The following is an 18,696-nucleotide window of genomic DNA, read 5'->3' on the forward strand; positions in this document are numbered from 1 at the left end:
TTTTTGTTCAATCTATGGGTGCCATCGAAATCACTAAGGAGTGAATAATCGTTGGATATCATTCCATGTTACAACAATCATGAGTAACATAAGGAGTGCGAATCCGAGAAAATGGACAATCCCTTCTTTTTGAGGATCAATTGGTTTACCTCGAACGGCTTCATATCCTATAAATATCAGGCGTCCTCCGTCAAGTGCCGGAAGCGGTAATAGATTGATGATTCCTAAGTTTACGCTTAACATCGCTGTCCAGGTTAAGAATGTATAAAAACCTGTTTGTACAGCCTGGTCTGTCACATCATAAATTCCCACAGGACCGGCAAGGCTGTCAATCGATAACTGGCCTGTAACTAATTGACCAACACTTGTTAAAATAAGTGTTGACAGTTCATAAGTTTCTGTAAAACCAAATTTCACAATTTCACCTGGTGAGTGCTCAAATGCCTGTCGAACCCCAATTTGACCAATTTCTTTTCCTTGCTCTTCAATCGCATCAGGCGTGATAGGAACGCTCATAACTTCCCCATTTCGGTCAACCATTAATTCAACTTCTTCATTCGGATGCTCTTGAATTTCCATAACGAAATCCACCCACGTATCTATGGACTGATTATCCACCTGTAAAATACGGTCCCCTTGTTGCAAACCTGACTCAGCTGCAGGATAATTTTCGCTAATCTCTCCAAGCTGCGCTTCCTCCACTGGAACCCCTTGTGCAAAACCTAAGATGATAAATACTATGATGGCAAGTACAAAATTCATCATTGGTCCTGCAAAAATTTGCATGGCTTTCTTCGGTACTGACTTTGATGCAAATTGACGATCATATGGAGCAATTTGTGTTTCATTTTCATCCATAATAAAGAATGCTTTAGGATCAACATCAAACGTTAAGCGCTCTTCACTATCCACATCATAACCCGTTATAACTAACTCATGATCCAAATCAGCCCCTTCCACCTCTATCACTCGGGCATTTGGATGTTTTGATTTATTGTTTACTATAATTTTTTCGACCTTGTCAGACTCATTAAATTCCAGGCCAATATGATGTCCGGGTTTTAGTTCAATAATTTCTGGATCTTCACCCGCAACACGTACATAACCCCCTATTGGGAGAAGTCTTATTGTATATAAAGTTTCCTTTTTGCGATAAGAAAAGATTTTCGGTCCAAATCCAATGGCAAATTCGCGAACTAACATTCCTGCTCTTTTCGCGAAAATCATATGGCCGAACTCGTGGATAAATACGAGCAGACCAAACATAAAGATAAATGCAATAACGGTATTCAAAGAAAGCACCTTCCTTTAGTTTACATAAGATTTTACTCGTCGTCTTGTTGATTGATCTACTTCTATAATTGTAGATAAATCAGGATCCTTTACTATTGTATGCTCATCCATTGCTTTTTGAATAAAATCTTCAATAGCAAGGAAAGAAATTTTGTTATTCAAAAACAATTCAACAGCTTGTTCATTTGCAGAATTCAAAACTGCAGGCATTGTCCCTCCATATTTCCCTGCATCATATGCCATTTTTAAACAAGGAAAGCGTTCCAAACTCATTTCTTCAAAATGAAGTTTACCTATATCAATTAAGTTTAACCCTTTTGTAATTGAAATATCAAGCCTTTTTGGATACGTTAAAGCATATTGAATTGGACCTTTCATATCTGTTGATCCGAGTTGGGCCATTATACTATGATCTTTAAATTCTACCATGGAATGAATCATGCTTTCTCTATGTAAAATTACATCGATTTGCTGAAAGGGGATGTTAAATAACCAGTGAGCCTCAATTACTTCCAGACCTTTATTCATCATCGTAGCCGAGTCTATCGTAATTTTAGCCCCCATGCTCCAATTTGGATGTTTAAGAGCATCCTTTAAGGTAACGTTCTGAAGTTCATTTCTCGTTTTGTCTCTAAAACTACCACCTGAGGCTGTTATAATGAGACGATTGATTTCATCTGTTCGCTCACCTTTAAGACATTGGTGGATAGCTGCATGCTCACTATCAACAGGAAGGAGTTCAACACCATATTTTCTAGCTTCCTTCATGACGAGGTGTCCAGCTGTGGCCAGGGTCTCTTTATTAGCAAAAGCAATTTTTTTTCTTTCTCTAATAGCTTCCAAAGTTGGCTCAAGTCCTACACTTCCCATAACTGCATTCACAACTATATCTACATCGGGGAGAGTCGCGATTTCAGTCATCCCTTCACTCCCCACACTTATTTTGGGATTATAGGTTATGGTTTTTTCTAATTCCTGCTTAGTCTCTTTATTTTTGACAACAATATATTCCGGGCGAAACTCATAGATAACAGGAAGTGCTTTTTCTATGTTTGAACCAAATGCAATAGCACTTAAATGAAATTCATTTTTTAATTGCCGAATAACTTCAATCGTTTGAAAGCCAACGGACCCTGTTGCGCCAAGCAATGTAATAGTTTGCACTTAAACCGCTCCTCACCCATTTAAGTAAAAAATCCAATAAAATATAAAACAGGCAGCATAAAAATTAAACTATCAAAGCGATCTAATATACCACCATGCCCCGGTAAAATTTTCCCCGAATCTTTTACATCATATCTCCGTTTAATGGCCGATTCCACTAAGTCACCAATTTGTCCTACAATCGATGCTATTACAGTAACCAATATGATCTGAAAAATGGAATATGCAGTAAATGGATAGATCAATTGAAAAATAGCAGCCGCAATGCAGGCTAATAAAACACCACCCAAGGAGCCTTCAACAGTTTTCTTCGGACTAATATCAGGCCATAATTTTATCTTTCCCATCGAGCGTCCAACGAAATAAGCACCTGTATCTGTTGCCCAGATCACAACTAGAGCATACAGCAAATATTCCAGTCCTGCTTCTCTTGCCACAATAAAATAATAGAATCCCATTCCTACATAAATAATAGCAGTAACCATAAAACCAACGGCTTCAAATGTAAACGTATTTTTTTTCAAAACCATATACCCTAATAATAAAAATAAACCTAAAGTAAACCATTCAATTTTAATAAAGTTCTCTAGAAAAGGGACTTGTAGCATAGATGAATCGTATAAAATAATCCATAATGATAGCATAGAAATCATTGACGGCCAGGAAAGGAAAGAAATATTGCGCATTTTTAATAACTCTAAAAGTGATAGTGAGGCTAATAAATAAATGATAAGCTGAAAAAACCACCCACCAAATATGACAATCGGTACAAATATGAGTAATGCTATAATGGCAGTTAACACTCTTTCTTTCATGCTTTCTTCAACACCTTAAATTCCCCCATATCTCCTCTTACGATTTTGATACTCTATGAGGGATTTTTCAAATTCATTTTCATCAAAATCTGGCCATAATACATCCGTGAAGTAAAATTCAGCGTATGCAATTTGCCATAATAAAAAGTTACTGATGCGAACTTCGCCACTGGTTCGTATTAATAAGTCTGGATCATTATAATCTTTTGTATACAATCTATCGGAAATTACTTCTTCATTTATCTCATCCACTGTCAAGCGGTGTTTGTTCACATCATTAACAATTTGTGTAACAGCTCCCACAATTTCATTTCTGCTTCCATAATTTAAGGCAAAATTTAAAATAAGTCCATCATTATGTGCAGTTTTATCAATGGAAGTCTGAACGGCTTGTTGGGTATGTGCAGGTAATTCACTAAAGTCACCTATGGTTCTTACTTGAACATTATTATCTATCAATTCCTGTAAATATGTATCTAAGAATTCATTTGGTAATTTCATAATAAAATCAATTTCTGATTTAGGCCGTTTCCAGTTTTCTGTCGAGAAAGCATATAGTGTAAGAACATTTAGGTTCAGTTCAACTGCTTTTTTGACAACTTTTTTAATCGTTTTCATTCCTTCTTTATGGCCCGCGGCCCTAGGACGACCTCTTTTTTTCGCCCATCTCCCATTACCATCCATAATAATTGCGACGTGTCCTGGCAGATTTTCTTTTGATTGTATTTTACTATGTTTGGTATTCTTACGTTTTAAAAAAGGAATCCGTATTGCCATACATTAAATCCTCCAGTCAGGATTTATCTATCCATTTAATAAAAATAACATTCACATATGTATGAATATGAAAGGGAGATTATCCTCCTCCCTCACGAATATTTCATACATGCGAAAAATCCCCCAAAATGAGGGAGATTTTTATATCCTTATCCAATTTTTATGAAGGTAACAAGGATATCATATCATCTAAAAGGAAAATTCTCATTAAACCTCTAGGATTCCGTCTTCCTTCGCTTTTGTTAAGTCATCAATCTTATTTATATATTTATCTGTTTCTTTTTGAACATCATCCTGAAATCCATGCAATTCATCTTCCGTTAAATCTCCATCTTTTTCAAGCTTCTTTAACTGATCGTTACTGTCTCTGCGAATATTACGTATCTGTACCCTTGCTTCCTCAGCATATTTACGTACAATTTTCACTAATTCTTTTCGTCGTTCTTCTGTCAATGCAGGGATATTAATACGAATAAGATTTCCATCATTATTTGGTGTTAATCCTAAATCTGCCTTTTGAATCGCTTTTTCCATATTGCCCAATGCACTTTTATCAAATGGTGTAATGACAAGTAACCGGGCCTCAGGAGCAGAAATATTAGCTAGCTGGTTAAGTGGGGTCATAGCACCATAGTATTCCACTAAAACACCATCTAATATCGATGGGTTTGCTCGACCTGTTCGTACCGTTGCTAATTGTTTAGAATATGCCTCAGTCGCCTTTTCCATTTTTTGTCGTGTTTCATTCATTACAGCTTGACTCATTTTTCTTTCCCCCTCACAATGGTTCCGATATTTTCTCCTTGGACAACACGTTTAATATTTCCTTCCTCGGTAATGGAAAATACAATAAGCGGTATGTTGTTGTCCATACAGAGTGAAGATGCAGTTGAATCCATAACAGCTAATCCTTCATTTAAAATATCTAAATAGGATAATTCCGTGTATTTTCTCGCATCCTTATTCTTAACAGGGTCATCATTATAAACACCGTCAACATTATTTTTAGCCATAAGGATAACGTTGGCTTCGATTTCGGCTGCCCGCAGTGCTGCAGTTGTATCTGTTGAAAAATACGGATTACCTGTTCCGCCTGCAAAAATAACTACTCGTTTTTTCTCTAAATGGCGCATGGCCTTTCTTCTAATATAAGGCTCAGCAACTTGTCTCATTTCAATAGATGTCTGAACCCTTGTTGGAATGCCGATATTCTCAAGACTGTCCTGTAAAGCAAGAGAATTCATAACCGTAGCAAGCATTCCCATGTAATCAGCCGTAGCCCTGTCCATCCCCATTTCACTACCAACTTTTCCGCGCCATATATTGCCGCCACCTACAACAACGGCCACTTCTACTCCTAATTCTGACACTTCTTTTACTTGTTGTGCAATGGACTTAACAATTGCAGGATCAAGTCCATAACCTGCAGTCCCACTGAGAGCTTCCCCACTTAATTTTAACACAATGCGTTTGTATCGGATTGATGTCATAGTAACCTCCATCTATTATCAATTTTTCACATTCTATAAAGAATAATCCTTATAGCAAAGCGAAAAAGTGATAAATGTAAGATTTGGTTTCAATTTTGATGTGTTCTAAAAAGATTTCAATATGTATTCTGTTTTTTTGAAAATAGGGAACACGATGTGTCCCCTATTTTTAATTTCAACTCGTTTGTGGTGTTATTTTTTCACTTGACCCATAACTTCGTCAGCAAAGTTTTCTTCACGTTTTTCCATTCCTTCGCCAACTTCATAACGTACAAAGTTTTTAACAGTTGCATTGTTGGACTCAACATATTTTTTAACGGTTTGATCAGGATCTTTAACAAATTCCTGTTCTAACAAGCAAATACCCTGGAAGAACTTACCAAGTCGTCCTTCAACCATTTTTTCAACAATATGTTCTGGCTTTCCTTCGTTTAGAGATTGTTGCTTAAGTACTTCGCGCTCGCTGTCAACCTCTTCTTTAGGTACATCCTCACGGGATAGATACTTCGGATTTACAGCAGCAACATGCATGGCAACATCTTTTGCTACCGATTCATCCGTTGTACCTTCTAGTACTGTTAATACACCAATGCGTCCACCCATATGAAGGTAAGCCCCAAACGCATCATTGTCAGTTTTTTCTGCTACGGTAAAACGACGTAGAGAAATTTTTTCACCAATCTTGGCAATAGCATCCGTGATGTAAGCTTCTAAAGTATCACCTTCACCATGCAATTTTTGCTGAAGAGCTTCCTCAACAGTTGCAGGCTTTTGTTTAACAAGATGTTTACCAAGTTCAGCTAATAGATTTTTGAACTGATCATTTTTTGCAACAAAGTCTGTTTCAGCATTCACTTCAAAAATAGCAGCCGTATTTCCATCTACCTCAATATATGTAGAACCTTCTGCAGCAATACGATCAGCTTTTTTCGCCGCTTTTGCGATTCCTTTCTCACGAAGAAAATCAACAGCTTTATCCATGTCACCGTCTGTTTCAGTCAATGCTTTTTTGCAGTCCATCATACCTGCACCTGTTTTTTCACGTAACTCTTTGACCATTTTTGCCGTTACAGCCATGAAATTTCCTCCTTAACATTTTCATTAATAAAATGGTTTTTATTATTATTTAAGATTAACATTGTACATATCCATCATCTTTGTGTAAAAAAGGTGATAAAAGGCTTTTCCCTCTTATCACCTTCAAAACCTTTCTTACTCTTCTACTGGTTGAGCTTCTTCTTCAGGTACTTCTTCGCTTGTTTCACCTTGTCTAGCTTCAAGAATTGCATCAGCCATTTTACCGGTAAGAAGTTTCACAGCACGAATTGCATCGTCGTTAGCAGGGATTACATAATCCACTTCATCCGGATCGCAATTCGTATCAACCATTGCTACGATTGGAATATTCAGCTTATGTGCTTCTGCAATTGCAATACGCTCTTTACGAGGGTCAATAACAAATAGCACATCAGGAATTCCTTCCATATCTTTAATACCACCAAGGAATTTCTCAAGGCGTTCTTTTTCTTTATTAATCATAACAACTTCTTTTTTAGGAAGTACATCAAATGTTCCATCCTCTTCCATACGCTCGATATCTTTTAGGCGTTGGATACGTTTGCGGATGGTTTCAAAGTTCGTAAGAGTACCACCTAACCAGCGTTGGTTTACATAGAACATTCCAGAACGTTCTGCTTCATCACGGACAGTATCCTGTGCTTGCTTCTTAGTACCTACAAAAAGTACAGTACCGCCATCAGCAGCAACATTCTTAACATATTCATATGCTTCTTCAACCTTCTTTACGGTTTTTTGAAGGTCAATAATGTAAATGCCGTTTCTTTCTGTGAAGATATACCTCTTCATCTTTGGATTCCAACGGCGTGTCTGGTGTCCGAAGTGTACACCAGCTTCTAAAAGTTGTTTCATTGAAATAACTGACATTCTATTTTCCTCCTATATATTGGTTTTTGGCCTCCGTTTGTCTCATCTTTATATAGGGACTTTCATGAAGAAAGCACCACCTATAAAATCGACAAACGTGTGTTTTACACCAAAAGTAAATATATCATATGGGTGGTATTCATTCAAGCAGAAATTTATGAATGTGATTGAAATTTAATAAATAATTCAATTTCTGTTTTCCCTTTGTTAAGCTTCTTTGCAATTTCTTCTATTGACAAACCTTCCTGATATAGCTGCAGAGCTTTTGAATGATCCGATAATCCATCAACCTCATCCGCTACCATGATGGTTTCAGGCTGATATTCCTTTGACTTTTCATCCGTCTCCTTAGCCTCTTTGACTGTTTGTGAAATCGCTTCTTCCTCCTGAGATGAATGGTTATCCTGATCCTGAAATACCAATGGCTGTGCTGTTGAAGTTGATTGAACGGGTTTTTCCTTCACATTTTTACCATTTTCATTAATGATATTCAATAACCTTTCGTTTTCCTCTTTCATCTCATTAATATAGGATGATAGCATCGCTTCTATTTCTTCTTTTTCTTGTAAATTTATAGATGCATTAGAATTTTGAGAGAAACGTCGATAAAGAAAAATAATAAACATAAAAATAATAGCGTGTAACATTAAGCTGAAAATAACTAAAAACTCTATCATAGCTTCCATTCCTATCCATTAATATCAAATCGATTTCCTAAAAAAGGATGCTTTTGTTGCTGTCTATTCAAACGCTTTACCATCTCTTGATTGTTCATTAGGATTTTAGCTGATTCGGCACTGGAATCACCATTTTGCAATCGATATTGTTCCTTTTGTCTTAACTCATTTACCTTTTTTCTCCGTTGTTCTTCTTCATGTAGTTTGACCTGGGCCAAATAATGCTGACTATTAGCTGATCGTTGGTCCAGTTGATTCTGTATCTGGCCTGCATCTTGTGTTCTGGGTAACGCAATCTGCATTTCAACCGCTTTCCAGCTCATGAAGAGTCAACCCCCACTTTACCTATTTAAATGGTAACACTTCAATCTCGTAATCGTTTAACTTCACATGTACATTTTGATGCTGATGTAAAAAGCCTTTCTGATATTTGCCAAAATTAACTTTGGTGTTCGGATATAGTATATCACGAACATAAAGAGCAGGCTGCACAAAATCAACATTTTTTTCCGTTTTATCCTGATAGGCTTCCTGTACTTCTTTATATTCTGCAGCAAGTAAACGTAATGAATTTTGTTGTTTTAATCGGGTTGTCTTTTCTTTTGGTGTGAGAGTACCCTTTACAGATTCAATTTTTTTAATTTTCTCGCCTAATTGTTTCAACTTATTAATGGAATCGTATAGCTCTTTTAATCTTTCTTCCAAATGGCTTATACCTTCCAAGGACTTCTTGTCTTCTCCCAGATAAACACTGGTTTCTGCATTCAAACGGTTACCTAAATCTTTAACATATATTTGCTGTCCAGCTGATATATGTCCTCCAATGAGACTTCCTTTCTGACAAAAAACTTTCTCCCTTGCTATACATTCACTTAGCATAATCGATTCTTCTACAAATATATCTCTGCCAGCTTCTATCTTACCTTGGTTTACATACTTTGCATGAACATCCAATCCCGAATGAATCATTCCTTTATACATAGCAGAAATCCCTTTTTGTATGAAGATAGAGCCTCCTGCATCTAAATGGGCACCTTCCACTAATCCAAAAATATGAATATCCCCTTTTGCTTTAACAGTAAAACCGGTTGGGACATCTCCGCGTATAATAACTGAACCATTAAAGTCTACATTACCTGAACGCATATCAACACTATGATCAACTTCATAAGTCGGTAAGACGTGGATTTTATTCCCGGACTGTGAAACTTGTCCATCCATTGTAGCGATGATTGTATCATCTGTTTTCCATTTGGTATTCTGACCCGGATTGATTCGGGCTTCCTGTACAGGCTCAGGTTTGATTTCTTCTCCTAACACATTCATACCAGACTTGCCTTCTTCTTTCGGGATGACCTTAAGAATAGAATCTCCACTTGAAACAGTGGGTATCTTTATCACCTCACGAAAATCTAATTCTTCCTTTTCCTTAATAGTAAGATCAGATTGTAAGTTTACCATGAATTCAAGCTTTCCATCTCGTCCTTGTTCAGCTGGAAGACCTCGGGCAATTAAACATGGAAAATTCACAGAATAAGGGCTATCTACTATTTGATTCAGGTTCTCATCAATTCGTCCATAATAAATTTTACTTTCTTCAAGAAGCTGTATAACTTCTGTTTTAGTCGTTTCCATTTTTTCTATGTCTGATTTAATTTCTACGAAAGCTTCCATTTTATCATCTGTAACTGTAATCCCAAACAAATCCTTAACTGACTGTGTTTGTACCATATTGTCCTTCCCCCCCCCCAATACTTGGACTAAATACGGATAAAGACATGTTAAGCCCTTATTCGATAGCTTGTGATAAAATTTTCCTTAGTTTAAAAATGGCCCGGCTATGAATTTGTGAAATCCTTGATGTTGAAAGTTCCAGCACCTCTCCAATTTCTGTTAACGTTAATTCTTCCTGATAAAAAAGACTAACAACCATTTGTTCTTTTTCATTTAAATGCTGAATGGCATCGGCTAACTCACTTACCTTTTCCTGATCAATCATTTGATCTTCTGGTAATGACACCTTTTCATCAGGAATCATATAGCCAATACCTTCTGAGGATTGATTGTCTTCATCATTCGATTTTTCTTCCAATGATAAAGTATTTGCATACAGGGAATCTTTCAAGGTGCTTAACACTTCCTGACTTGAAATGCCCATCCTGTCTGCAATTTCCTCTGGCTGCGGTTCCCTGCCTAAGACTTGTTCTAAATCTTCAGCAACAACCTCCATTTTTTTCGCTTTATCACGAACGGTACGTGGCAGCCAATCCTCTCTTCTTAATCCATCCATTATTGATCCTCTAATTCGAAAGGAGGCGTACGTATCAAATTTCAAGTCACGATTGTAATCAAACTTTTCTATTGCATCTACTAATCCTAACAGCCCTAAACTCTTAACTTCCTGACGACTAACATTTTTAGGTAAATGAGCCGCTATCCTTTTGACATGATAATCGACTAAAGGCATGTATAGGGCAACAAGTTCGTTCCCCGCATCCTCATCTTTATGCTGTTGCCATTTATTCCATATTGACTCTAATTCGGGAGCTGCTTGCTGTTTCATCCCTTTACCTCCTTCAGACGCTAAACCCTTTTCAAATTTCCTTCATTCCTTCATTAACCGTTCGGATTGTTAATGTTCCAATAATGGAATGAAATTCAATCGTACGTCCGCTTGTCCCACCCACTTCCTCACTTACAATGGGAATGCGGTGCTTCGATAATTCTTTCTTTACAGCTTCTACATTGCGAGGACCTATTCGCATCATGTCCTGACCAGCCGATAGCTGAAACATTTGGGCTCCTCCTGCTATTTTTGCTTTTAAAGCATGACGTTGTGCGCCATTTTTTATTAACAACGATATAGCTTCCTGTATTCCTGTGTCTGCATATTTAGCCCTTTTTAATTCTTTTCCTCTAAAAACCGTTGAATCAGGTAACATGATGTGCACTAATGAAGCTAATTGAGCGCGAAGATCATAGATTACAACTCCCACACAGGAACCTAATCCGGATGTGCGAATTTTTTGCCGGCCTTTAGCAATACCGATATCTGCAATACCTACTTTCACCATTTCCAATTCGGCACTCATCTTCATCGTGGAACTCCTAAAGCCTTAAAAATACGGTCAAAGGAGTGAGGATCCGGCAGCAGGAAAAAGTGACCCTTCATACGATTGTAAAGATTTTCTTCATCCGATAATAACGTGTCAATAAAAATCGCCTGATCAGCAACCTCCGAGAGTTCCACCAGACCCACAGATAAAATCGCCCCCACCATATCAAACGCAGCTGAAGGAACAGAAGGCTGTATATTTAAACTTGTTAAATCAGACATTGCACTTAAATATGAACCACATAAAATGTTACCTAATTCCATATATGCGGAAACCGCAAGATTAGAATACGGTGGATTCTGAAAGTGAAAATCCTCATTACCTGTCATTTCACGTATCAACAAACTCGCCTCATGAGGAGGTAAAACGAAAAACATACTGCCAGAAATATCACCTTTAATTTTCACAAAAATAGATGCGATTTCTGTTTCAGGGCCTCCTACCATATCCATCATTTCGTCAAAGCTAACAATGTTTACTTTAGGAACTTTCATTTGTATTTTTCGATTTAATAATGCAGATAAAGAGGTCGTGGCATTTCCTGAACCAATATTTCCGACTTCTTTTAAAATATCTAATTGGATGGGAGATAACGAGAACGATTCACTCATCGCCATGACTACCCTTCTACTTTCGAAATATCATTTAATTCTTCTCTTGAAAGAACCTTTTCAATGTTTAAGAGGATTAACAGACGACTTTCCAAATTCGCAACCCCTCGAATATAATCAACATCAACTGAACCAATTACTTCCGGCGGAGGCTCTATAGCTTCAGATGAAACATCAATAACATCATTGGCACTATCCACAATCATTCCAACTACTTTATCATCCATAGATACAATAATAATTCTTGTCCGGTCATCATATTCAGCAGGTTCAATCTCAAATCGTTCCCGTAAATCAATAATAGGCGTGACAACCCCTCTTAAATTCATAACTCCCTTAACAAATTTCGGGGTGCCAGGCACTCTTGTCACTTGCATCATTCGTTCAATAGATCCTACCACATCTACTGGAACTCCATATTCTTCATTTTTTAGTTGAAAAACGATTACCTTTTCATCACGATTTTCATTTGACATTTTTAATTCTCCCCTTTTACATCAATGATTTTCTAACAATAATAAGTGCAAGTTCACCTTTTCCTTCAGAAGCGTTTACCATTTTATTTCTTTTTTGAGAAGAGTGTTCATATAAATATTCTTCATTCATTCTGGATAAGTTCACTTAACAAGGACCCCATTTCTTCAATCCGTACAACATGGCTTACCTGATTGGTTTCAATGGCTGCTTTCGGCATTCCGAAAATAACAGCAGATTCTTTGGACTCTACCACAATAGTGGTATCAGGATCCTTTTCTTTTAATGTTTTTATCCCTATAGAGCCGTCAGAACCCATTCCTGTTAAAACTAAAGCATATTTCTGATAGTTTCCCAAATCAGCAACTGATTCAAACAGTTTATTCACGGAAGGGCGATGCCCCCCAATAGGTTCTGTTTGATTAATAAAGGCTGTTAGCGAGATTCCAATTTTCCTTACTTCTAAATGATAGTCACCAGGGGCAATATAAATGTTCCCTTTTGAAAGGAATTCACCATTTGTCGCCTCTTTTACTGTTAAGCTGGATTCTCTATCCAGACGTTCGGCTAAAGATTTTGTAAACCCTCCTGGCATATGCTGTACAACTAAAATAGGTGCTGGAAAATCTTTAGGTAAAATTGGTAATAATTTCTGTAATGCTCTTGGTCCCCCGGTGGATACCCCAATGACTACGATTTTCTTTGATTTATGCTGACTTCGTTGGGGTTTCATCGCAATCGGAAGAGAAAGATTTGTTTTGTTATCAATCTGACGAATATCAACTTTTGCTGCCTGCTTAACCTTCATTATCATTTCTTGTTCGGTTTTATACATATCCAGAGAAATAGAACCTGATGGTTTTGTAATAAAGTCTATAGCCCCATACTGTAGCGCTTTTAGTGTGCTGTCAGCTCCTGACTTTGTAAGACTTGATACCATAACAACCGGAAGCGGGTATTCCTTCATAATTTGCTGTAATGCTTCAAAACCATCCATTACAGGCATTTCCACATCCAATGTAACTACATCAGGTGATAATTTATTGATTTTCTCAAGGCCGTCCTGGCCATTTCGCGCTGTTGCTATCACTTCTAATTGCTCATCTTGACTTAAAATCTCTGAAATCATCTTCCGCATAAAAGCCGAATCATCAATTACTAGTACTCGGATAGTACGCACGTTAATCTACCTTTCTAGTAAACATCTTTTTTAGCTTCGTGACAAAAGAATGGGGCTGTGTTGATCGATGATTGACGTTGCGAATCCCTAAATATCCTTCTACAATATAATTTAATCGGAGGCTAATGTCAGATTTTTTATTATGAATCAGAAATGGGACTTGCGCCTTAACCGCATTGATAACGGCCCGGTCATCTGGTAAAACACCTAAAGGAATAAAGGAATGCTTTAAAAACCGCTCAACAACTGCCTTTAGCTTTATGAGTGTTGAATCACCGTCATTTTGAAAGGAACGATTAACTAATACATAAATGGGTATAAAATTTTCCAGTGAATATAAGTGTTTCATCACGGCATATGCATCTGTAATCGATGTCGGTTCTGTAGTCGTAACAATAAAACATTCATTGGCCGCAAGTGCAAATCGCAGGTGCTGATCCTGCATACCAGCTCCCAGATCAAAAATAATATAATCATAGTGCATGGTAATCGTCTCTAACTGTTTAATGAAATAATCAAAATAATGAGGGTTAAAATGGAAAATGTCTGTTAACCCGGAACCTGCAGCAACATAGGAAATAGAATGAGGACCTTCTTCAATGATATCCTTTATCTTTAAAGACTCTTCAAACATTTGAATAATGGTCTTTTTTGGTGTTAATCCCATAAGGACATCAATATTTCCCATACCAAAATCCAAATCAAATAACAGTACTTTTTTCCCTTTTTGTTGCAGACCAATGGAAAAGTTCAATGCGAAGTTAGATTTCCCTACCCCACCTTTTCCACTTAATATTGCAATACTTTTAGCTTCTTTTACATTCCCTTTATTGTTTAGTAAATCTCTTAGTTTTTGTGCTTGATCAGTCATGTTTCCAGCCACCAAGTAATAAAGATACAAGTTGTTCAGTTGATGCTATAATCATATCGTCCGGGACATCCTGACCATTTGAAAGAAAAGCTATTCCAGCATTGCAATCCTTAATCATATTTATGATTGGACCAAATTCAGTTATTTCATCCACTTTGGTAAAAATAAGTTGTTGAATCGGAAAGACTTTAAACTGTTTATAAACCTCCCTTAATTCTTTATACTTTGTCGTTGCGGATAAAACGAGAAACATCTCATCATTTTTATCAAACTGGATGGTTTCTTCCAGCTGTTTAATAAATTCGACCTGCTTATAGTTACGTCCTGCCGTATCAACCAAAATTATGTAGAAATCCGCGAATTTTTCTTTTGCTTTTTGAAAATCTTCTTGATTATAAGCCACTTCTACAGGAATATCCAAGATTTTTCCATATGTTTTTAATTGGTCGATTGCACCAATTCGATACGTATCTGTTGTTAAAAAAGCAACTTTTTTCTTTTCTTCTACAACAGCCTTTGCAGCTATTTTGGCGATAGTTGTTGTCTTGCCTACCCCAGTTGGCCCCACAAAATACATCATTTTTGACCGAAAACCTTTATAACCATTAGGATACGATTGTAATTGTTTGTAAAGCACTTCCTTTAACCATTGAAGGACAAGTTGATGATCTACTTGTTTATTATGAAGATAATACTTATCAAGCAAGTCATTAGTAATGATTCTTACCGTTTCCTCATGAAGATCCTGATTCATGAGATATTGGTATGTTTTTTTTAGGAAATCAGGATAGTGGTCGATTGTGCCAGCAGTTTTTTCCTGTTGTAATGACAATGATTGCTTTAATTCCTGAATCTCTTTTATGATTTCATCACTAACGGTTTTCTGCTTTGATGCCCTAATCTGGTTGGTTAAAGGCTTGGATTCTTTTTGATTATATCCAACCGGTTGAACTGGTCTCGTCTTTGTTTCCTGTGCTGGATTTGGATCAATGGCGGCAATCACTTCAATGTTATTTTTCTTAAACATCCCTAATAAGCCTTTAGGTTTCACAACCTTTGAGTTTAAAATAACTGCATCACTACCAAGCTCTTTTCGAACCTGCTTCATGGCTTCAGGCATTGTCTGGGCTGTATACTTTTTTACCTTCATTAAACATTCACCACCCCTACGCTTTGTACCTCAATGGCTGGTTCTAACTCGTTGTAAGATAAAACCACAACTTGAGGCAGAAATCTTTCTATCAATTGCTTCACATACATTCGAACTGCCGGTGAGCATAAAATAATTGGTGTAGCTTCTTGCAATGATAGTTTTTCTACTTCCTGATGAATAGACTGTATAATCTTTTGCTGTGATTCAGGATCTAATGATAAGTAACTTCCATGTTCTGTCTGTTGGACATGGTCCGCAATGAGCTTTTCTACTTGACCAGAAATCGTAATCACTTTAATCATCTGTTCATCATTTATATATTGATTTGAAATTTGGCTTGACAAGGCTTGTCTTGCGTACTCCCCTAAAAGATCTGTGTCATTTGTCATTTTGCCAAAGTCCGCCAGTGTTTCAAAAATAACAGGTAAATTTCGGATGGACACTTGTTCTCGTAAGAGCTTGGCTAATACCTTCTGTACATCCCCGATCGACAATGGTTCTGGTGTAACTTCTTCCACAAGGATTGGATTGCTTTCTTTCAAATGATCGATTAGCTGTTTCGTTTCCTCTCTTCCTAATAACTCATGAGCATACTGCTTGATAATCTCTGTAATATGGGTGGAAACCACAGATGGTGGATCCACAACCGTAGCCCCCATCATTTCTGCTTCATCTTTAAGATTCTCTGCAATCCATTTTGCCGGTAGACCGAAAGCGGGCTCTGTGGTATCAATTCCGTCCAAATCCTCTTCCTCGATTCCAGGCATCATAGCCATATAATGATCCAGATAAACTTCACCTTTTGCCACTTCATTGCCTTTTACTTTTAAACTGTATTCATTAGGATTCAACTGTATATTATCGCGTATTCGAACAACTGGAATGACCATCCCTAACTCTAAAGCTAATTGTCTGCGAATCATTACAACACGATCGAGCAAATCTCCACCTTGATTGGCATCAGCTAAAGGAATCAGTGCATAACCAAATTCGAATTCGATGGGATCATTGCTTATCATTTGAATAATATTGTCAGGAGAAGACATATCCTGCTTCTCCATTTCCTCTTCTTCTGGCCATTCAACAGGGTCTTCTTCCGTTTGTTTTTTACTCAATTGATAACCGCCAAACACTAAAAAGCCGGCAATCACAGATGTCAATCCAAAGTTTATGGGAGTTAAACCAAACATAAATATAGTAAAAGCAGCAACATAGAGTAACTTCGGAAAACGAAGCAACTGCTTTGTTATATCTGTACCAAGATTCCCTTCTGAAGCTACACGGGTTACGACAATACCAGTCGCTGTGGAAATTAATAACGCCGGGATTTGAGAAACCAGGCCATCACCAACTGTTAGACGAAGAAACTGATTGGATGCTTCACCAAAGCTTAATCCCATTTGGGCAACACCGATTATTAAACCGAAAATAATATTTATAATAACAATGACAATGCCGGCAATTGCATCTCCTTTGACAAACTTACTGGCACCATCCATAGCTCCATAAAAATCAGCTTCCTGCTCAATTTTTTCACGGCGATCCTTCGCCTGTTGTTCAGATATTAATCCCGAATTCAAATCTGCATCAATACTCATTTGCTTACCAGGCATTGCATCTAATGTGAAACGGGCGGAAACTTCAGATACACGTTCCGAACCCTTGGTAATAACAATAAACTGAATAATGATTAAAATCAGGAAGATAACAAAACCTACTAATGGATTGTCACCTATAACAAAACTGCCAAATGTATCAATAACAACTCCTGCGTCACCTTCAGATAAGATGGAACGGGTAGTCGAAACGTTTAATCCTAATCGAAATAAAGTCAAAAGCAATAAGAGAGAGGGGAAAACCGCAAACTCAAGTGCCTCTGTTGTGTTCATGGCTACTAAAATTACGATTAAAGCAAGAGTTATATTGATTAAGATTAAAACACTTAAGAGCCAGCCCGGCATAGGAATAACGAGCATGACGATAATTAATATAACAGCTGATAATACAGATAAATCTTTAATTTTCATGATTGTCTCTCCTCATTGCTTTAAACTTTATTTTGGATTCGATATACATAAGCCAGAACCTCCGCCACTGCCTGGTAAAAATCTTCATGAATGACCTCACCAATTTCCACTTTTGCATAAAGGGAACGGGCTAATGGACGATTTTCGACCATAGGAATATGATGATAGTTAGCTACTTCTCGAATTTTTAGCGCAATATAATCGACCCCTTTAGCTACAACATACGGAGCATCATATTTATTTTCATCATATTTAACAGCTATTGAATAATGGGTTGGGTTTGTAATGACAACATCCGCATCCGGTACCTCACTCATCATTCTGGAATTAGCCATTTGCCGCTGCCGTTCCTTTACCTTGGATTTAATTTGCGGGTCGCCTTCCATGTTTTTATGTTCATCTTTAATATCCTGTTTGGACATTTTAATATTTTTTTCGTGATCATAGCGCTGATAGATATAGTCAATAACAGATATGACTAATAGACCAATAGAAGCGGCAATCCCCATTGTTATGGTCATTTGTCCAAAAAAGCCAAGTGCTGCATCTACACTTTTTAAAGACATAAGCATCATTTCATCTTTATTCAGCCAAATAACCGTAAAGGTTAGGGTGCCGATTACTGTAATTTTTAACAAAGATTTTAAGAGTTCAACCAAAGCGCGACCAGAAAATATTTTTTTTGCACCTTTCAGTGGATTAATTTTCCCAAGGTTGAACTTTAAGGGCTCTGTCGTAAACAGGAAGCCAATCTGTAAAAAATTCGCAGCCAATCCAGCAATCACAGCAACAATCATGATTGGCAGTAAAAGCATTACACCATCAATCGTATACTGAAAAAACATTGATTCAATGGTTTCAGCGGTAACATCCCATTGAATATACTCTACAAATCCCTTTTCATAGATAGCGAGTAATCGTTCTTTTAAATAACCACCCATAACATAAAACAATATAAACATTGCAAATAATAAAATGGCTGTATTAACATCCTGGCTTTTTGCGACTTGTCCTTTTTTCCTGGAGTCCTGGCGCTTCTTTGGGGTTGCCTTTTCGGTCTTTTCACCCGCAAAGTATTGTAAATTTAAAGATAACCATTCCATT

20 protein-coding genes are annotated in these 18,696 nt (G+C 37.1%); all 20 read right to left on the reverse strand.

Translation table 11 applies throughout. From position 1 onward, the window contains the following. Window positions 1-33 precede the first annotated feature (33 nt). Window positions 34-1,293 carry an RIP metalloprotease RseP gene (rseP, locus tag BMX63_RS08125; protein WP_093133910.1) on the reverse strand — a complete coding sequence of 420 codons (1,260 nt, stop codon included), beginning with the start codon at window positions 1,291-1,293 and terminating at the stop codon, window positions 34-36. A 15-nt stretch (window positions 1,294-1,308) separates the two neighbouring features. Continuing rightward, a complete protein-coding gene (dxr, locus tag BMX63_RS08130) occupies window positions 1,309-2,457 on the reverse strand; it encodes a 1-deoxy-D-xylulose-5-phosphate reductoisomerase (RefSeq protein WP_093133913.1) in 1,149 nt (382 codons plus the stop codon). Window positions 2,458-2,477: 20 nt separating this feature from the next. Beyond that, window positions 2,478-3,272 (reverse strand): phosphatidate cytidylyltransferase, encoded by a 795-nt coding sequence (locus BMX63_RS08135; RefSeq protein WP_093133916.1) that lies wholly within the window; start codon window positions 3,270-3,272, stop codon window positions 2,478-2,480. Between the two features lie 15 nt (window positions 3,273-3,287). After that, window positions 3,288-4,049, reverse strand: coding sequence for an undecaprenyl pyrophosphate synthase (locus BMX63_RS08140; protein WP_093133919.1), 762 nt, complete (start codon window positions 4,047-4,049; stop codon window positions 3,288-3,290). 207 nt (window positions 4,050-4,256) lie between these two features. Next, complete coding sequence (frr, locus tag BMX63_RS08145) at window positions 4,257-4,814, reverse strand: ribosome recycling factor (RefSeq protein WP_093133921.1); 558 nt, start codon at window positions 4,812-4,814, stop codon at window positions 4,257-4,259. After that, entirely contained in the window at window positions 4,811-5,539 is a 729-nt protein-coding gene (gene pyrH / locus BMX63_RS08150; RefSeq protein WP_093133924.1) for a UMP kinase, read from the reverse strand. The genes frr and pyrH overlap by 4 nt, the downstream gene beginning before the upstream one ends. A 192-nt stretch (window positions 5,540-5,731) precedes the next feature. Next, a complete protein-coding gene (tsf, locus tag BMX63_RS08155; protein ID WP_093133926.1) occupies window positions 5,732-6,616 on the reverse strand; it encodes a translation elongation factor Ts in 885 nt (294 codons plus the stop codon). Between the two features lie 135 nt (window positions 6,617-6,751). Then, window positions 6,752-7,483: a 30S ribosomal protein S2 gene (gene rpsB, locus BMX63_RS08160; protein WP_093133929.1), complete on the reverse strand. Its 732-nt coding sequence runs from the start codon at window positions 7,481-7,483 to the stop codon at window positions 6,752-6,754. 155 nt (window positions 7,484-7,638) lie between these two features. Further along, entirely contained in the window at window positions 7,639-8,160 is a 522-nt protein-coding gene (locus BMX63_RS08165) for a DUF6115 domain-containing protein (RefSeq protein WP_093133932.1), read from the reverse strand. A gap of 11 nt (window positions 8,161-8,171) precedes the next feature. Continuing rightward, window positions 8,172-8,483 (reverse strand): hypothetical protein, encoded by a 312-nt coding sequence (locus BMX63_RS08170; protein WP_093133935.1) that lies wholly within the window; start codon window positions 8,481-8,483, stop codon window positions 8,172-8,174. Between the two features lie 22 nt (window positions 8,484-8,505). Then, window positions 8,506-9,891, reverse strand: coding sequence for a flagellar assembly protein A (locus BMX63_RS08175; protein ID WP_093133937.1), 1,386 nt, complete (start codon window positions 9,889-9,891; stop codon window positions 8,506-8,508). 58 nt (window positions 9,892-9,949) lie between these two features. Further along, complete coding sequence (locus BMX63_RS08180; RefSeq protein WP_093133940.1) at window positions 9,950-10,723, reverse strand: FliA/WhiG family RNA polymerase sigma factor; 774 nt, start codon at window positions 10,721-10,723, stop codon at window positions 9,950-9,952. Window positions 10,724-10,754: 31 nt separating this feature from the next. Further along, on the reverse strand, window positions 10,755-11,252 hold the full coding sequence (locus BMX63_RS08185; RefSeq protein ID WP_093134095.1) for a chemotaxis protein CheD: 498 nt from the start codon (window positions 11,250-11,252) through the stop codon (window positions 10,755-10,757). A 2-nt stretch (window positions 11,253-11,254) separates the two neighbouring features. Continuing rightward, window positions 11,255-11,887 (reverse strand): chemotaxis protein CheC, encoded by a 633-nt coding sequence (locus tag BMX63_RS08190; protein ID WP_093134098.1) that lies wholly within the window; start codon window positions 11,885-11,887, stop codon window positions 11,255-11,257. 8 nt (window positions 11,888-11,895) lie between these two features. Beyond that, window positions 11,896-12,363, reverse strand: coding sequence for a chemotaxis protein CheW (locus tag BMX63_RS08195; RefSeq protein WP_093133943.1), 468 nt, complete (start codon window positions 12,361-12,363; stop codon window positions 11,896-11,898). A 122-nt stretch (window positions 12,364-12,485) separates the two neighbouring features. Continuing rightward, on the reverse strand, window positions 12,486-13,541 hold the full coding sequence (locus tag BMX63_RS08200) for a protein-glutamate methylesterase/protein-glutamine glutaminase (RefSeq protein ID WP_093133946.1): 1,056 nt from the start codon (window positions 13,539-13,541) through the stop codon (window positions 12,486-12,488). Window position 13,542: 1 nt separating this feature from the next. Then, window positions 13,543-14,412 (reverse strand): MinD/ParA family protein, encoded by an 870-nt coding sequence (locus tag BMX63_RS08205; protein ID WP_093133949.1) that lies wholly within the window; start codon window positions 14,410-14,412, stop codon window positions 13,543-13,545. Then, window positions 14,405-15,562: a flagellar biosynthesis GTPase FlhF gene (gene flhF, locus BMX63_RS08210; protein WP_093133952.1), complete on the reverse strand. Its 1,158-nt coding sequence runs from the start codon at window positions 15,560-15,562 to the stop codon at window positions 14,405-14,407. Before flhF ends, BMX63_RS08205 begins: the two co-directional genes overlap by 8 nt. Next, window positions 15,562-17,592: a flagellar biosynthesis protein FlhA gene (flhA, locus tag BMX63_RS08215; RefSeq protein ID WP_093133955.1), complete on the reverse strand. Its 2,031-nt coding sequence runs from the start codon at window positions 17,590-17,592 to the stop codon at window positions 15,562-15,564. The genes flhF and flhA overlap by 1 nt, the downstream gene beginning before the upstream one ends. Before the next feature lie 20 nt (window positions 17,593-17,612). After that, entirely contained in the window at window positions 17,613-18,695 is a 1,083-nt protein-coding gene (gene flhB / locus BMX63_RS08220; protein ID WP_093133958.1) for a flagellar biosynthesis protein FlhB, read from the reverse strand. Between the last annotated feature and the right edge of the window lies 1 nt (window position 18,696).

It is taken from the genome of Salinibacillus kushneri (assembly GCF_900111405.1).
Taxonomy (GTDB): Bacteria; Bacillota; Bacilli; order Bacillales; family Alkalibacillaceae; genus Salinibacillus; species Salinibacillus kushneri.

Bases quoted from the DNA above. Each gene is read 5' to 3' on its own strand.
- BMX63_RS08135 (WP_093133916.1), bottom strand. From the start codon at position 3,272: ATGAAAGAAAGAGTGTTAACTGCCATTATAGCATTACTCATATTTGTA.
- BMX63_RS08140 (WP_093133919.1), bottom strand. From the start codon at position 4,049: ATGGCAATACGGATTCCTTTTTTAAAACGTAAGAATACCAAACATAGT.
- frr (WP_093133921.1), bottom strand. From the start codon at position 4,814: ATGAGTCAAGCTGTAATGAATGAAACACGACAAAAAATGGAAAAGGCG.
- pyrH (WP_093133924.1), bottom strand. From the start codon at position 5,539: ATGACATCAATCCGATACAAACGCATTGTGTTAAAATTAAGTGGGGAA.
- tsf (WP_093133926.1), bottom strand. From the start codon at position 6,616: ATGGCTGTAACGGCAAAAATGGTCAAAGAGTTACGTGAAAAAACAGGT.
- rpsB (WP_093133929.1), bottom strand. From the start codon at position 7,483: ATGTCAGTTATTTCAATGAAACAACTTTTAGAAGCTGGTGTACACTTC.
- BMX63_RS08165 (WP_093133932.1), bottom strand. From the start codon at position 8,160: ATGATAGAGTTTTTAGTTATTTTCAGCTTAATGTTACACGCTATTATT.
- BMX63_RS08170 (WP_093133935.1), bottom strand. From the start codon at position 8,483: ATGAGCTGGAAAGCGGTTGAAATGCAGATTGCGTTACCCAGAACACAA.
- BMX63_RS08175 (WP_093133937.1), bottom strand. From the start codon at position 9,891: ATGGTACAAACACAGTCAGTTAAGGATTTGTTTGGGATTACAGTTACA.
- BMX63_RS08180 (WP_093133940.1), bottom strand. From the start codon at position 10,723: ATGAAACAGCAAGCAGCTCCCGAATTAGAGTCAATATGGAATAAATGG.
- BMX63_RS08185 (WP_093134095.1), bottom strand. From the start codon at position 11,252: ATGAGTGCCGAATTGGAAATGGTGAAAGTAGGTATTGCAGATATCGGT.
- BMX63_RS08190 (WP_093134098.1), bottom strand. From the start codon at position 11,887: ATGAGTGAATCGTTCTCGTTATCTCCCATCCAATTAGATATTTTAAAA.
- BMX63_RS08195 (WP_093133943.1), bottom strand. From the start codon at position 12,363: ATGTCAAATGAAAATCGTGATGAAAAGGTAATCGTTTTTCAACTAAAA.
- BMX63_RS08205 (WP_093133949.1), bottom strand. From the start codon at position 14,412: ATGACTGATCAAGCACAAAAACTAAGAGATTTACTAAACAATAAAGGG.
- flhF (WP_093133952.1), bottom strand. From the start codon at position 15,562: ATGAAGGTAAAAAAGTATACAGCCCAGACAATGCCTGAAGCCATGAAG.
- flhA (WP_093133955.1), bottom strand. From the start codon at position 17,592: ATGAAAATTAAAGATTTATCTGTATTATCAGCTGTTATATTAATTATC.
- flhB (WP_093133958.1), bottom strand. From the start codon at position 18,695: ATGGAATGGTTATCTTTAAATTTACAATACTTTGCGGGTGAAAAGACC.